The sequence below is a fragment of the Streptomyces diversicolor genome (genome assembly GCF_057537855.1).
In genome coordinates this window covers 23,655-38,366 of record NZ_BAAJXA010000040.1, presented here as the reverse complement: position 1 = coordinate 38,366, position 14,712 = coordinate 23,655, and the positions used below count along the sequence as shown (strand labels likewise).

Sequence of the window (14,712 nt, the reverse complement as noted above, 5' to 3'; positions counted from 1 at the left end):
AACGTTCTGAGAGGGATGTCGTGGAAGATCCCGAAAGACCGGGCGAGGAAGCGGCGTTCGCCGAAGCGGTGGTCGCCGAAGGTGCGGTCGCCGAAGTGGCCGAGCCGCAGATACCCCGCCCACCCCGCTCAACCCGCCGCGGCCGTACGAGGGCGCTGTTCGCCGCCGCGGCCGTGCTCGGCATCGTCGCCGGTGCCTGCGCCGGCTACCTCGTCCAGGCGGACCGCGAACCGACCGGACTGCCGCCGCTCTCCCAGCCCGTGGTCGGGCAGGCCGAGGGCACGGTCGAGCCGCTGTCGGCGGCACAGGACCGCCGCGTCAAGACCGACGGTGACCTGCGCAAGCTGCTGCTCTCCCGGCCCAAGGGGGCCGAGGACGGCTTCCTGCGGACGGACGACGGCTGGCTGGACCAGGCCGCGTACGCGGACCGGTACGGGAGTCCGGCCTACAAGTTCAACGACCTCACCAACAACGAGTTCCGACGCGCGGCCGGCACCTCCTGGCGGGAGGACGACACCCGCGCGGTCGAGATCTTCCTCGTGCAGTTCCGCCAGGAACAGAAGGCGGGCGCCTCGGAGCTGGCCTCCGACGGCCGCTACTGGGCGCTGGACGCGGACGACGTGCGCAGCTGGGCCGTTCCCGGCACCGGGGACGGGAGGGCGTACGTGCGCGACACACCTGACCGGAAGCCGGGTTATCCGCCGGTGTACAGAGCCGAGGCGTACGCCTGGCGTGGTGACATCGCCCTGGAGATCTTGATCAACGACACCAAGCCGATCCCCAAGGCGACGATCATGGATCTGGCCGAGAGGCAGATGGACGAGCTGTGAGCGAGCACCCCGAGAACCCCGAGCACCCAGAGCACCCAGAGCACCCAGAGAACCGCGAGAACCGCGAGAACCGCGAGAGCCGCGAGAGCCGCGAGAGCCCAGAGAACCGCGAGAACCCAGAGGACGCCGAGAACGCCCGTCGGGTCCGCCCCCGCCGTATTGCCGCCGTCGCCGGTTCCGTGCTCCTGGCGTGCGCGCTGATCGGCGGTGTCGGCTACACCGCGGTGACCGTGCGGGACGCCGACCGGGGCGCGGGCAGGCCCACCTGGCAGTTCCGGGCGGCGGACGAGGACGACGCGAAGAACGAGGCGAACGACAAGGAGACCGAGGGGGCCAAGAAGCCCGGGTCGGGGCTGAGCGCCATGTTGCTGCCGTACGGAACCGACGGCTACGCCCAGGGCCCGGACCTCGCGGAGTTCGGCCCGGACGTGGAGTTCAGCGGGGCGCAGGCCACCGCCCTGCGCAAGCAGTCCCTGAAGGAACTGCCCCGCACCATGCGCCGGAACGTGGAGAAGCTGGTCGACGAGCAGCACATCAAGGGCATGGCGATGCGCAGCTACGCCGTCCGACCGGATCGCGGCGCCGCCGACGAGACCCACGACTCCGTCACCGTCTCCGTCACGCTGCTGCGGCTGGAGAGCCGTTCCGCGGTGCGGCGGATGGCGATGTCCTTGAACCAGGCGCTCTCGGCCGCGGACCTCTTCCGCAAGAGCCCGGAGATCAAGGGCCACGAGGGCACCCGCTGCTATCTGACGCCCAAGGGCGACACCGGCGACCTCGGCGCGGGGTTCTGCACCGCCGACGTGGGAGACGTACTGGTCAGCGCCACCATCGACGGGCCGGACCCGATCGACGCGGACCTCACCGCCGATTTCTTCGCCGCCCAACTCGACCGCATCGACGACCCGGGACAGGCCGTATGACCGAGCAACCGCAGACGACGGTCGCCCCCGAGGCGACGCAGCCGACCGGCCAGACGTCCGGCGCCATCGCTCCCGCGCTCCCCGACCACCCGCCGGCCGCTCCGTCGCCGCGCAAGGACCGTCGCCTCCTGCGGGCCGTCCTGCGCTGGAGCGCCGCGGTCGCGGTCTTCGCGGCGGTGGGGGCCGGCACGGCGTACGGGATCACCCAGCTGGACCGCACGGACGTACCCGGGCTCGCCACCGAGTCGGACGGACGCTGGCCCTACCCGGAGATCAGCGCGGCACCGCTGCCGCCCGGCAGCCCCGGCCCGCTGGACCCCGAGAACGAGGCCGGCACCCACCACGCGGACCTGCGCGCGCTGCTGCTGCCCGCGCCGGACGGGGCGACGGACGACAAGGCGCTGCGCGGCACCGACGGCTGGCTGGCCACGAAGCGGTTCCTGACCGTGTTCGCGGAACGGGAGGACCGGGAGGAGGTCGGACAACTCCTCACCGACTCCGGGCTGCGGCACATCGCCGCCCGCGGCTGGACCACCGGCGACGGCACGCACACCGGTGTCTATCTGCTGCAGTTCGACACGGCACTGATGGCCGAGGACGTCCTGGGGGAGCTGGCCGACTACAGCACGCCCATCCACGCCGCCCGCGGTGCCGCCTCGGCGGAGACCGACGACGGCTATCCGACCGACGCCGGCATCGACGGGATCACGCGGTTCGCCTACGACGAGGTGAAGCCGTACGGCGCGGCCCATGTGCGGCAGGCGTACCTCGGCGCGGGCGATGTCGTGGCCCTGGTCGTGCAGTCCCGCAAGGGCAGGGCCGCGGCCGTGCCCTTCCAGCAGACGGTGACCCTGCAGAGCCAGCTGCTGGGCTGAACGGCCTGCGCGGGGCACGCGTGGAGGGTGGCAAGGAGGGCTGACGTAAGCTGAAGCCGCCCCGGCCCTGTATGCCACCCTCGCTCAAGGAGCACCCGTGGAAACGTTCTTCGAAGTCCTGCTGGTCCTGGTCTGCGTCGGCGTCCTGGCCTTCGCCGGGCTGGCCGTGAAGAAGCTGTACCAGGGCCAGCGCTGAGCCCGTACCCGAACCGATCCAGGAACCACCGCTCATGATCGAGATCCCGTCGGACCTTCACAAGGACCTGGTCCCCCTGGCCTTCCTGCTCGGCGACTGGGCCGGCGCGGGTGTGCACGACTTCCCCGGCTCCGAGAAGTGCAACTTCGGCCAGGAGGTCACCTTCGGCCACGACGGCCGGGACTTCCTGGAGTACCGCTCCCGCACCTGGGTGCTGGACAAGGACGGGAACAAGGTCCGCCCGCTGGAGTCGGAGTCCGGTTTCTGGCGGGTCGACGCCGACCGCAAGGTCGAGGTCACCATGACCCGTGACGACGGTGTCATCGAGATCTGGTACGGCGAGCTGGCCGCCAAGAAGCCGCAGATCGACCTGGTCACGGACGCGGTGGCGCGGACGGCCGGCGCCCGCCCCTACTCCGGTGGCAAGCGGCTGTACGGCTATGTGAACAGCGACCTGATGTGGGTCGGCGAGAAGCAGACCCCCGAGGTCGGGCTGCGCCCCTACATGTCCGCGCACCTGAAGAAGGTCGTCACCCCCGAGGAGGTCGAACGCTGGGCGAAAGCCCTCCCCGAAGACCTCCCGGACAACGGAATCACCTTCTTCAAGTAGCCCCCGCCGGGAAAGTCCCGCACCCTGGGGGCTTCCCCTTTGGACCTGCTCCAGGTGACGCGGTCGCGCCGCGCGGGCCGGGTGGCGCCGGCCGGCGACGGAGACGGCCCAGGTGTGGACGAAGGCGCGCAGCGGGGCGACCGCACCGATCGCGTCGTGTGTCCGGGTGGGGGCGGCGTGTAGCGGGTTGTGCCGCCCTAGACTGGGGGTGTGGTGAGCACCGACTGGAAGAGCGACCTCAGGCAGCGTGGCTACCGGCTGACGCCGCAGCGGCAACTCGTGCTCGAAGCCGTGGACACCCTGGAACACGCGACGCCCGACGACATCCTCGTGGAGGTGCGCAAGACCGCCTCCGGCGTCAACATCTCCACGGTCTACCGCACGCTGGAACTGCTCGAAGAGCTGGGCCTCGTCTCGCACGCCCACCTCGGTCACGGCGCCCCGACCTACCACCTCGCCGACCGCCACCACCACATACACCTGGTGTGCCGGGACTGCCAGAACGTCATCGAGGCGGACGTGTCGGTCGCCGCCGAGTTCACCGCCAAGCTGCGGGCGAACTTCGGCTTCGACACGGACATGAAGCACTTCGCGATCTTCGGCCGGTGCCGCGACTGCTCCCTCAAGTGTTCAACTACCAAGTCGTAGGCTTGTCGCATGAAGAGCCCCCTGCTGTCCCTGCCCGGCGCCGTCCCCGCCGAGGGCGCGGACGAAGGCGTCGCCGCCCACTACGGCGACCTGTTCCGCGAACAGCGCGCCCTCGCCGACGGCACCGGTTTCGTCGACCTCTCGCACCGTGGAGTGGTGACCGTCTCCGGTGCGGACCGGCTGAGCTGGCTGCACCTCCTGCTCACCCAGCACGTCAGCGAGCTGCCCGCGGGCGAGGCCACCGAGGCGCTGATCCTGTCCGCGCACGGCCACATCGAACACGCCCTGTACCTGGTGGACGACGGCGACACGGTCTGGGCCCACGTGGAGCCCGGCACCCAGGACGCGCTGATCGCGTACCTGGAATCGATGAAGTTCTTCTACCGGGTCGAGGTCGCCGACCGCACCGCCGACTTCGCCGTCGTCCACCTGCCCGCCGGTTCGATCGCCGAGGCCCCGGACGGCGTCGTCGTGCGCGAGACGGCGTACGGCCGTGACCTGTTCCTGCCGCGCGCGGACCTGGAGTCGTACGCCGAGAAGGCCGGCCCGCCCGCCGGGATCCTCGCCCACGAGGCGCTGCGCGTCGAACAGCACCGGCCGCGCCTCGGCTTCGAGACCGACCACCGCACCATCCCGCACGAACTGGGCTGGATCGGCTCCGCGGTCCATCTGCAAAAGGGCTGCTACCGCGGCCAGGAGACCGTCGCCCGGGTGCAGAACCTGGGCAAGCCGCCGCGCCGCCTGGTCTTCCTGCACCTCGACGGCAGCGAGGTGCACCTGCCGCCGCACGGCACCGGGATCCGACTCGCGGACGAGGACCCCGACGGCCGCAAGGTCGGGTTCATCACGACGTCCGTGCGCCACTACGAACTGGGGCCGGTCGCCCTCGCCCTGGTCAAGCGGAACGTGCCGGTGGACGCGCGGCTGATGGCCGGGGACACGGCGGCGGCCCAGGAGACCGTCGTCGAGCCCTGACAGGCCCTCTTGGGCTCCCTGAGACTCCCGGGACTCACATCTCCAGCAGCACGGTGAACGGGCCGTCGTTCGTCAGCGAGACCCGCATCTGCGCGCCGAACCGGCCCGTCGCCACCGTCGCGCCCAGGGCACGCAACCGGGCGACCACCTCGTCCACCAGCGGCTCGGCGACATCGCCGGGGGCCGCCGCGTTCCAGGTGGGCCGGCGTCCCTTGCGGGCGTCCCCGTACAGCGTGAACTGGCTGATGACCAGCAGCGGGGCGCCGGTGTCACTGCACGACCGCTCGTCGTGCAGCATGCGCAGCGACCAGAGCTTGCGGGCGAGCTGCGCCGCCTTCTCCTTGGTGTCCTCGTGGGTGACCCCGACCAGGACGCACAGGCCCTCGCCCTCGATCGCCCCGACCGTCTCGCCGTCCACGACGACACTCGCGCCGTCCACCCTCTGCACCACCGCACGCATGCCGACCATGATGCCGGGTGTTCCAGGACGGTCGGCGGGTGGGCCGAAAGGACCTGTCGGCGAGCCGATTTTTGCGCCTTAACCCCCCATCTGGGGCCGTTCGGGGGCAACTCGGCCGCAGAGCGGCCACTTGGGGTGGCACGATGCTCCCGTACGCCGGTCGAGGGGACGGTAGAGGCACATGAGCACACCGAGTACCGGACAGCCGCCCGGTGCGATCGCGGCCGCCCTGGCGGGCGGGCAGGAGACGCACCGGCCGCCCGTCCAGCGCAACGACAGCCCGACGCTGGACCCGGACGCTCCGGAGCACGACCTGACCCTGCTGAGCCTGCCCGAGCTGCGCGCCCTGCGCCGGGACGCCCAGCGCGACGAGGCGGACCTCAGTTACGTACGGCGGCTGCTCCAGGGGCGGATCGACATCCTGCGCGCGGAGCTGGCCCGGCGGGGGCCGGCGTCGGTCGCCGCGGCCGAGGCGGCCTCCGTGGTCGACCGCCTCCCAGAGATCCTTACCGACGCGCCTGCCCGGCAGCGTTCCTCGGCCCGCCATGTCACGGTGGGCACGCCGCACGGCGAGGAGTACCGGCGGCTGGCCGCGGACATGCTCGCCGAGGTCGAGTTGTCCGACCTCACGGCCCGCACGGACCAGGAACTCAGCACGGCGATGGGCCGGCTCGTCCGCTACGAACGGCAGGCGTCCCGCCGCCGCCACCACCTCCAGCGCACGGCGGACGACTGCGGCGCGGAAATCACCCGCCGCTACCGAGACGGCGAGGCCCAGGTGGACGACCTCCTCCTCTGACCCCGGGGCCTTCCACGGCCCCGAGGTGACGGGGTCCGGGGGGTTCGGGGCGGGCCCCGCGGGCTGCGTGGGGGTGGTGGGGCGGTTGCTTCCGGGTGGGGGTGGTCGTCCGGTGCCGGGGCCGCGCGGCGGGGCGCTTGCGTGGGGTGACGGGGTCCGGGGCGGAGCCCCGTGGGGGTGACTGTGTGGAGGGGCGAGTCGGGTGGGTGGGTGGGCGGAAAACGTCGAGACAGCGGAGCGCCCCGCACCTACCGTGACCCCATGACCGACGTCCGCCCCGTCACCGAGGCCGAGCTGCCCGACTGGCACCGCGCCCTGAACACCGGCTTCCTGCGCCCGCCCACCCCGACCCCCGAGCAACTGGAGGCGCGCCGCCCCCAGTTCGTCCCCGGCCGCCTCTTGGGCGCCTTCGACGGCGACCGCTGTGTCGCCACGTTCCGCTCCTTCACCCAGGAGATCACCGCGGTCGGCGGCGCCACCGTCCCCGCGGACGCGATCTCCAATGTGACCGTGTCCCCCACGCACCGCCGCCGCGGCCTGCTCACCCGCATGATGAGCCTGGACCTGGCCGCGGCGAAGGACCGCGGTGACGTCGTCGCGACGCTCATCGCCGCCGAGTACCCGATCTACGGCCGCTACGGCTTCGGCCCCGCGACCTGGACCACGGAGTGGACGGTCGACGTGCCCCGCGCCGGCCTCGACCCCCGCTGGTCGGGCCCGGCGGACGGCGCCCGTATCGACCTGGTGGACGCGGCCGAGGTCCGCAAGGCGGGCCCGGAGCTGCACGAGCGCGTACGCCGTGCCCGGCCCGGCGCGGTGAGCCGCGACGACCTGTGGTGGCAGGCCAACACGGGCGCCGTACGCTTCAACGACTGGACCGAGCCGTACTACGTCGCCTACCGCTCCGCCTCCGGCGACGTGCAGGGCCTGGTCTCGTACCAGGCCGACGACGTCTGGCACGGCAAGCAGCCGCAGAACACCGCCGATGTGAACTGGCTGATCGCCTCGACCCCGGCGGCCGAGCGCGCCCTGTGGCACTACCTGTGCTCGATCGACTGGATCACCAAGGTCAAGAGCGGCATGCGCGCACCGGACGACCTGCTTCCGCTGCTGCTGCCGGACCCGCGCGCGGCCCGGGTCACGACCCACGCGGACTGGCTGTGGGTGCGCGTCCTGGACGTGGTACGGGCGCTGGAGGCCCGTACGTACGCCGGCACCGGCACGCTGGTGCTGGAGGTCGTCGACCGGCAGGGCATCGCGGGCGGCCGTTTCCGGCTGGCCGCCTCGCCGGCCGGCGCGAGCTGCACACCGACCGACGACGACGCGGAACTGGTCCTGGACATAGCCGAGTTGGCCACGCTGTGGCTCGGTGACGAGTCGGCCGTGCGGCTGCTGGCGCTGGGCCGTGTCCGGGACGTACGAGAGGGCGCCGCCCAGATGGCCGACGCCCTGCTGCACACGCCCGGGCGACCGTGGTGCCCGGACCTCTTCTGACTCCTTCCTGCCGGCCGACCGTGTTTACCGTGTTTGTCTGTGTTCATCCGTAGCGAGCTTGTTCAGTTGTGACTGTGCTGTACGGCTGCTGGGCCGCGATCGTTCAGTTGTCGGTGTTCAGTTGTGGCTGTGCTCCGGCGGCGGCGGTTCGATACACGGTCGAGCCGGACCGACCAGGCTCCCGGCTCCCCTCCGGAAGGGAGCCCGGTCGGCCAACCACCGGGAAGTATGACCAGGTTGCCTAAGTTGGCTACCAACTTCACTGTACTTATCTCCGCTTGGAAGCGGCTCATAACCACCTTCCCATGAACTGCCGAAAGATGGCGGGAAGTTGTAGGGTTTCTTCGTGGACCCGGAACACGCCCCCGCCACTGAGCGGGAGAGGTCACAGCGGCCACAGAAGTCACACCACGAGGTGGCCGACGAGTTGCGCGCCAGGATCAAGTCAGGCGTGCTCCGCCCAGGCCAGCGCATGCCCACCCAGGCCAGGCTGGCCGACGAGTTCGGCGTGGAGCGCGGCGCTGTACGGCAGGCGTTGCGCATCCTGCAGTCGGAACGCCTGCTCACCAACGTCTCCAAGGGCGCACCCGCCACCGTGGCCCCCGACCTGGGCCTCGGCCGCGTCCCGGCCGGTCCCGCGGCCGCTCCGCAGCCCACCATGGTGGCCCTCGCGTCCCGGGTGGCGGCCGCCTTCGCGGCTCCGCACGTCGAGATCGACGCCCTGTGCCTGACCTCCGTATCGCTCACGCTGGCGATCGGCGAGCCGCTGCGTCAGATCCACGCCGGCCGATTGAAACCGGCCAAGGTCGACGTCCGCGTCCTGCTGCCCAGCCGGGACATCGACCTCGCCTTCCCGGCCCCGGTGGAGGCGTCGGCCGCGGGCCTGCTGCACCGCCGCTGGCTGGCCCAGCGCAATGCGCAGGGCCAGGTGTTGCAGCACAACCTGCTGGCGCTGCGCGCCACGCACGGCATCGACGTACATGTCACGTTCCGTGCGCTGCCGTTCACCCCGCCGGTGAAGCTGTACCTGCTCAACGGCGCGGAGGCGCTGTTCGCTTACTACACGCTGTCCCGGCGCGAGCGGGAGATCGAGCACGAGCATCTGGAGATGTACGACTCCGACGGCACCCGGTCGATGCTGTTCGGCTTCGAGCAGGGTGCCGGGCTGCGGGACACGACGTTCGTCGAGCAGTCCCATCTCTGGTTCAACGCGCTGTGGGAGACGATCAGTTCGGAGTTGCAGCTGTCGTCATAGGGCGGGACCGGCCAGCAGGACGGCGAGCAGCACCGCGCCGGCCGAGCTGACCGCCGGGCTCTTCGCCTTGACGCCTATGGTGAGCAGCAGCAGGCCGGCCATGCCGGTGGCACCGTACTTCCATTGCACGAGCTGTTCGAAGCCGACGACGAACACGGCGGAGATGAGAGCGAGGGCGGGCACGGTGGTTCCCCCTTCGGGTTGCCAGGAAGCAAAACTTCCGCCAATTCAGCCAACTCGGCCAAGTTGGCAACCAACTCTGCTTAGGTTGTCCCCACTTGGCTACTATCCATAAACAACTTCTTGGCAACTCCCGTTAGATGGATCGAAGTTGTAGCGTTTGGTCGTGACCCAGGAGAACGTGGCAGTGAACGGCAGCAACAGGCTCACTCCCCAGGAGATCGCGGACACCCTGCGGGAACGTATCCGCGTCGGAGAGCTGAAGGCCGGCGACCGGCTGCCCACCCAGGCCGAGCTGGCCGAGGAGTTCGGCGTGGAGCGCGGCGCCGTGCGCCAGGCGCTGCGCGTGCTCCAGGACGACGGCCTGCTCAGCAACGTCAGCAAGGGCAGCCCGCCGCGGGTCGCCGAGCCGGCGCCCGCGCGTGACGAGCCCCAGCCGACCATGGTCGGACTGGGCCCCCGGCTGGCGGAGGCGTTCTCGGCGCCCCGCGTGCGCGTCGACGCCGTCTGTCTCACCGCCGAGACCCTGATGCTGGCGATGAGCGAGCCCCTGCGCCAGATCCATGAGGGCCGCATCCGCCCGGAGAAGCTCGACGTACGCATCCTGCTGCCGTCCAGGGACATCAACCTGGCCTTCCCGGTCCCGGTCGAGGGGCGCGGCGAGGAGGACCCGGTCCACCAGCGCTGGCTGGCGATGCGCAATGCCCAGGGGCAGGTCCTGACGTACAACCTGCACTCGCTGCGCTCCACGCACGACGTCGACGTACACGTCACGTTCCGTGCGCTGCCGTTCACCCCGCCGGTGAAGCTGTACCTGCTCAACGGGGCGGAGGCGCTGATCGGCTACTACATGGTCGCGCGCCGCGAGGAGCCCACGGACAGCGGAACGCTGGAGATGTACGACACCCTGGGTTCCAAGTCCGTCCTGTTCTCCTTCGAGAAGCGGGCCGGGCAGCGGGACGCCGCGTTCGTGGAGCAATCGCAGAAGTGGTTCGACGCCCTCTGGGAAACCATCACCTCGGACCTGACACTCTCCTAGTGACTTCTGATACGACGCAGACCGAACCGGTGACATCCGGGACCGAAAATGACAGCGCGAGCGGGATCCAGCACGCCACCCTGGAGGCGACCGAGCAGCTGAGGGAGCTGATCGAGGGCGCCCGCGTCGTGCTCTGGGACTTCGACGGGCCGATCTGCCGGCTGTTCGCCGGACACACGGCGGAGCGCGTGGCGGTCGACCTCGTGGAGTGGCTGGAGGGACGCGGCCTGCACGGACTGCTCACGGCTCCGGAACGGCAGTCCCTGGATCCGCACGTCGTGCTGCGCGCCGTGGACCGCAGACACCCCGGCAGCGACCTGGTCGCCGAGCTTGAGGAGCGCCTGACCCAGGAGGAGCTGCGGGCCACGGCCACGGCGATGCCCACCGCATACGCCGACCCGCTGATCCGCACCTGGACGGCGGTCGGCTCCCGGCTCGCCATCGCCACCAACAACTCCCCGCGTGTGGTGCGTGAATACCTGCTGAGCCGCGGCCTCACCTCCTGTTTCGTCCCGCACGTCTACGGCCGTACCCAGGAACTCCAGCACCTGAAGCCGGACCCGCACTGCCTGAACCGGGCCCTGAGCACCATGGGCGCGGCTCCCTCGGCGGCCCTGATGATCGGCGACACCCCCTCGGACCTCGCCGCCGCGGACGCCGCCAAGGTTCCGTTCCTGGGCTACGCGCGTAACGACCGCAAGGAGAAGATCCTCCGTGACGCGGGCGCCACGGCCGTCGTGCACTCACTGTCGACGATCCTGGCCCTGGTGCGGGCTCAGGCCTGAGTCATCAGCAGGGTGAACACCACGGCGGTCCCGACCGCAAGACCCACCCGCTGTGCCCGTATGCCCACGCCCACCGTCATCAGCAGCAGCACGCCCACGAGCCCGAGCCTCGCCTGTGCCGCCATGCCGAGGAAGAGTTCGAGGAGCGCCCCGGTGACCTGAGGCAGAAGCATGCCCGCCACCCCCTATCCAGTTTCGGCGTCCCATCCATGATCAGTCCAATTGGACTGGTTGCCTGATGATGGTCTGCCCCAGTTGGCTGATTGCTTAACCAACCGGCCAATGCGTCGTTCTGAGGGGGGAATTGGTTTGTCAGTGGCCCGAAAGCGGTACGGTCGAGTCGTGGACGCGCAACACACCGGTGACAGCGGCGGAGGCCGGAAGTTCCAGCGGGTCTCCGACGAACTGCGGACCCGGATCACCGACGGCACCTATCCGCTGCGCTCCTTCCTGCCCTCCGAACGCGACCTCGCCGAGGAGTTCGACGTCTCCCGGGACACGGTCCAGCGGGCGCTGCGGGAACTGGCCAGCGAGAACTGGATCGCCTCCCGGCAGGGCAGCGGCTGGCGTGTGGCCAAGACCCAGCGCATACACTCCCCGACGCCCAGGGCAACCCGCACCAGCCGGGGCGTGACACTCGGCCCGCTCATCAGCGAGGCGTTCGAGCGGCCTGAAGTCACCCTGGACGTCTACACCTTGACGTCCGAGTCGCTGGACGCCCACATCCGGCTCCAGGTGGAGCGCATCCGCGGCGGCTTCATCCACCCGGAGCGCATCGCCCTGCGCATGCTGCTGCCCTCCGAAGGGCTGCGGCTGCCGTATCCACGGGTCAAGGACGACCCGGCCGACGAGCGCCCCAGAGTGCGCCTGACGGCCATCAGCCGCCGCCACACGGACTCGCTGCGCGGCCTGGTGAAGGACCTGTCCACCGAGGAGCTGGTGGACTCGGTCGACGTGCAGATCCGCCACGTACCGCTGGTCCCGGCCTTCAAGCTCTATCTGCTCAACGGCACCGAGGCGCTGCACGGCATGTACGACGTGATCGAACGTCAGATGGAGCTGGACACCGGCGAGGTGATCACCGCCCTGGACGTCCTCGGGCTCGGCGCCACCCTGACCCACCACGTCACGGACGCCGACCCGAACTCGTCGGGTTCGGTGTTCGTGGCCGGCATGCAGTCGTGGTTCGACTCGGTCTGGAACAAGCTCGCCGAATAGCGCCGCTGCCGGGGAGGGGCAGGCGGGTGCGCTACCATTCGCGCACCGCCGGACGACGGCTCCGTCGCCCAAGGGACGGCGAACCGATCCGTCCAGAACGACCCGAACGACCTGAACGTGCAGAGTGGCACCCCAACCACCCGTTGTGCGTACTCACATCTGACTCCGGTCGTGCCCGTCAGCACCCGCCATTACTGTGTGGCATACCTTTCGTCCCTCCTGCGAGTCACCCGGAGCGGCCAGTGGGCGCACCCCCTCTTCCCCATCGGCACTACGGGGAACGCGCCGGATCAGACGCCGTCGGCGTCTTCGTGGAGCGGGCCGCGGACCTGGGACAGGCGAGCAGCGGACACCACAACCAGAACTACGTCCTGCCGCTGGCCGACGACGTGGCCCGGCTGCTGGGCCGCGAGGTCGGCACCTCGGTGACCGTACGGATCCGCCGGGCCGACGCGCTGCCCGTGGTGATCAGGACCTGGCAGGACGAGGCGGAGATCCTTGACGCTCTGCGGGGCATCCTGCCGCACGTCCCGGAATGCCTCGCCAAGGGCGACGGCTACGCCATCCACAGCTACGTCGAGGGCATCCCCCTGTCCAGCGTGTGCGACAACGGCAAGCCCGTCGACACCCTGCTCATCAAGGCGCTGGCCGGCCTGCTCGCCCAGATGGCCCAGGTACGGCGGGAGGCGCTGCCGCCGCTGCCGGCCCTGTGGCCGCGCAACGACAAGGACAGCCAAGGCTTCCTGCAGACCCTGGCGCACCTGGCGGACCGGCAGATCAGGCAGCCCAATTGGCGGGCCTTCGGTGGGCTGCTCACCGCGCTGGGCATTCCCGAGGACGCCCTGATCCGGCTGGCCGAGCGGGTGCCCGCCATGGCCCGCAGGCCGTACAGCCTGCTCCACGCCGATCTGCACCGCGACAACCTGATCATGTCGTACAGCGGGCTCCCGCCCCTCATCTGCGTCGACTGGGAACTGGCCACCTACGGCGATCCGCTGCACGACCTCGCCACCCACCTCGTGCGCATGCAGTACCCGTCCCATCAGTGGGGCGAGGTGATCGACGCCTGGGCGGACGCCATGCGGCTGATCCGCCCCGCGGCCGTGAGCGGCCTGGGCAAGGACCTGCGCCACTACATCGCCTTCGAACGCGCGCAGTCCGTCTACCCGGACGTGATGCGGGCCGCCAACCGGCTCCAGGCCGCACCCGACCAGAAGAGCCTGGACGACGCGACCGCCGCGGTGCGCCGCGCCCTGGAGGCGGCGGCCGAACCGCTCAGGCTCCGCAACGTGCCGGACGAGCGGGAGATCGAGCGGATCCTGTTCCGCTGGCGTGCCGCCCGCAACGGCGGCCTCGGCCTGTCCGCGAAGGTCAGCGACTGGAACCCCGACCTGCGGGCGCCCGAGCACCCCGACTTCCCCCGTTCCGCCGTGCGCCCGGCCCTGTTCGCGGAGGGCGCCGCGCCGGCCAGCCGCGTCTTCAAGGGGACCGGCCACCTCAATTCCGTGGTGCGGGTGCCGGGCATCGGCTTCCCCGTCGTGGTACGGCGCAAGGTGGCCAACGTCTGCCGGCGCGAGCGCGGCTTCCTGAGCGAGCACGCCGTCCTGCGGGCCATCGAACTGTCCCGGGTCGGCGTGTCCGCACCCAAGTTCCTCGCCCTGGGAACCGGCTACCAGGGAGAAAGGTTCGCCATCCACACCTACGAAGGACCGCGCCGCACCGACCAGCCCCCCAACCACCCGGTGCACGGACTGCTGCCGCACGAGGCGGACCGGCTCGTGGACCAGCTCGGCGCCCTGACGCAGGTGAACTACAAGGCGCTCGACCCGGCCGCGGGCGAGGGCGGGTTCTACCACTGGCTGTGCGAACAACTCGTCCTGCTGGTGGGGGAGCTGCCCAAGGAGTCCCAGCAGCTCGCCCGGCTGCTCGGACTGCCCGACGCACCCCGGCTGCGGCAGATCCTGGCCCGGCACACCGTGAGCCACCGTGAGCCCGCCCTGCTGCACGGCGACCTGAACCCCTGGAACCTGGTCCGCCGCGAGGACGCGCTGGCGCTGACCCTCATCGACTGGGAGATGGCCGTCGTCGGCGACCCGCTCTACGACCTGGTCCGGCACATGCATCTCACCCCGACCCGGCCGGAGATCCGCGACCGCATGTTCCGCCGCTGGGAGGAGCGGCTGCCCGAGCGGCACACCGTCGACTGGCGGAGGGACTGGCGGGTGTACCGGTGGATCGAGATCGTACGGTCGGCGTACGTCGACCTCGACCGCCTGGTGACCGGCGCGAGCCTGGACGCGCCCAACGTCCGCCGGGCCGTGGACTCGTACGCCATGACGCTGGCCGCGGCGACCGGATCCCTCGGCCTGCCGACCCGCCCCACCGCGAACCCGTACCTGGCCCGCGCCCTGGCCTGACGGGGCCT

Annotated in this window: 16 protein-coding genes; 13 read left to right on the top strand and 3 right to left on the bottom strand. The window is 70.7% G+C overall.

Annotated elements, in window-relative coordinates; translation table 11 throughout:
* Nucleotides 1-20: 20 nt before the first annotated feature.
* From AC27LF_RS35340 to ygfZ, 6 genes are all read left to right on the top strand, one after another.
* The gene (locus AC27LF_RS35340) at nucleotides 21-830 is read left to right on the top strand and encodes a hypothetical protein (protein WP_479660379.1); all 810 of its coding nucleotides are present in this window, start codon (nucleotides 21-23) and stop codon (nucleotides 828-830) included.
* A complete protein-coding gene (locus AC27LF_RS35335) occupies nucleotides 827-1,753 on the top strand; it encodes a hypothetical protein (RefSeq protein ID WP_479660378.1) in 927 nt (308 codons plus the stop codon). Before AC27LF_RS35340 ends, AC27LF_RS35335 begins: the two co-directional genes overlap by 4 nt.
* A complete protein-coding gene (locus AC27LF_RS35330) occupies nucleotides 1,750-2,628 on the top strand; it encodes a hypothetical protein (RefSeq protein WP_479660377.1) in 879 nt (292 codons plus the stop codon). Before AC27LF_RS35335 ends, AC27LF_RS35330 begins: the two co-directional genes overlap by 4 nt.
* 230 nt (nucleotides 2,629-2,858) lie before the next feature.
* A complete protein-coding gene (locus tag AC27LF_RS35325) occupies nucleotides 2,859-3,434 on the top strand; it encodes a heme-binding beta-barrel domain-containing protein (protein ID WP_479660376.1) in 576 nt (191 codons plus the stop codon).
* A gap of 210 nt (nucleotides 3,435-3,644) precedes the next feature.
* Nucleotides 3,645-4,082, top strand: coding sequence for a Fur family transcriptional regulator (locus AC27LF_RS35320; RefSeq protein WP_479660375.1), 438 nt, complete (start codon nucleotides 3,645-3,647; stop codon nucleotides 4,080-4,082).
* Between the two features lie 9 nt (nucleotides 4,083-4,091).
* Nucleotides 4,092-5,057 carry a CAF17-like 4Fe-4S cluster assembly/insertion protein YgfZ gene (gene ygfZ, locus AC27LF_RS35315; RefSeq protein ID WP_479660374.1) on the top strand — a complete coding sequence of 322 codons (966 nt, stop codon included), beginning with the start codon at nucleotides 4,092-4,094 and terminating at the stop codon, nucleotides 5,055-5,057.
* Between the two features lie 34 nt (nucleotides 5,058-5,091).
* Here the strand turns inward: ygfZ and dtd are convergent, their stop codons facing one another.
* Complete coding sequence (dtd, locus tag AC27LF_RS35310; protein ID WP_479660373.1) at nucleotides 5,092-5,517, bottom strand: D-aminoacyl-tRNA deacylase; 426 nt, start codon at nucleotides 5,515-5,517, stop codon at nucleotides 5,092-5,094.
* Nucleotides 5,518-5,698: 181 nt separating this feature from the next.
* Here dtd and AC27LF_RS35305 point away from each other — a divergent pair, with 181 nt between their 5' ends.
* The 3 genes from AC27LF_RS35305 (at nucleotide 5,699) to AC27LF_RS35295 (ending at nucleotide 9,065) form a co-directional block, all read left to right on the top strand.
* Complete coding sequence (locus tag AC27LF_RS35305; protein ID WP_479660372.1) at nucleotides 5,699-6,316, top strand: RsiG family protein; 618 nt, start codon at nucleotides 5,699-5,701, stop codon at nucleotides 6,314-6,316.
* A 261-nt stretch (nucleotides 6,317-6,577) separates the two neighbouring features.
* The gene (locus tag AC27LF_RS35300; RefSeq protein WP_479660371.1) at nucleotides 6,578-7,810 is read left to right on the top strand and encodes a GNAT family N-acetyltransferase; all 1,233 of its coding nucleotides are present in this window, start codon (nucleotides 6,578-6,580) and stop codon (nucleotides 7,808-7,810) included.
* 346 nt (nucleotides 7,811-8,156) lie between these two features.
* A complete protein-coding gene (locus tag AC27LF_RS35295; RefSeq protein ID WP_479660370.1) occupies nucleotides 8,157-9,065 on the top strand; it encodes a GntR family transcriptional regulator in 909 nt (302 codons plus the stop codon).
* Here AC27LF_RS35295 and AC27LF_RS35290 read toward each other — a convergent pair.
* Nucleotides 9,060-9,248: a hypothetical protein gene (locus AC27LF_RS35290; RefSeq protein WP_479660369.1), complete on the bottom strand. Its 189-nt coding sequence runs from the start codon at nucleotides 9,246-9,248 to the stop codon at nucleotides 9,060-9,062. The two genes, AC27LF_RS35295 and AC27LF_RS35290, sit on opposite strands and share 6 nt — an antisense overlap.
* A gap of 157 nt (nucleotides 9,249-9,405) precedes the next feature.
* On the opposite strand from AC27LF_RS35290, the gene AC27LF_RS35285 reads away from it, so the two are divergent.
* Nucleotides 9,406-10,284 (top strand): GntR family transcriptional regulator, encoded by an 879-nt coding sequence (locus AC27LF_RS35285; RefSeq protein ID WP_479660368.1) that lies wholly within the window; start codon nucleotides 9,406-9,408, stop codon nucleotides 10,282-10,284.
* Nucleotides 10,233-11,069, top strand: coding sequence for an HAD family hydrolase (locus tag AC27LF_RS35280; protein WP_479660367.1), 837 nt, complete (start codon nucleotides 10,233-10,235; stop codon nucleotides 11,067-11,069). Before AC27LF_RS35285 ends, AC27LF_RS35280 begins: the two co-directional genes overlap by 52 nt.
* Here AC27LF_RS35280 and AC27LF_RS35275 read toward each other — a convergent pair.
* Nucleotides 11,060-11,242: a hypothetical protein gene (locus AC27LF_RS35275; protein ID WP_479660366.1), complete on the bottom strand. Its 183-nt coding sequence runs from the start codon at nucleotides 11,240-11,242 to the stop codon at nucleotides 11,060-11,062. The genes AC27LF_RS35280 and AC27LF_RS35275 overlap by 10 nt on opposite strands.
* 169 nt (nucleotides 11,243-11,411) lie before the next feature.
* Here AC27LF_RS35275 and AC27LF_RS35270 point away from each other — a divergent pair, with 169 nt between their 5' ends.
* Together AC27LF_RS35270 and AC27LF_RS35265 are read left to right on the top strand one after the other, a co-directional pair.
* Nucleotides 11,412-12,287 (top strand): GntR family transcriptional regulator, encoded by an 876-nt coding sequence (locus tag AC27LF_RS35270; RefSeq protein WP_479660365.1) that lies wholly within the window; start codon nucleotides 11,412-11,414, stop codon nucleotides 12,285-12,287.
* A 242-nt stretch (nucleotides 12,288-12,529) separates the two neighbouring features.
* Nucleotides 12,530-14,704, top strand: coding sequence for a phosphotransferase (locus tag AC27LF_RS35265; RefSeq protein ID WP_479660364.1), 2,175 nt, complete (start codon nucleotides 12,530-12,532; stop codon nucleotides 14,702-14,704).
* The last annotated feature ends 8 nt before the right edge of the window (nucleotides 14,705-14,712 follow it).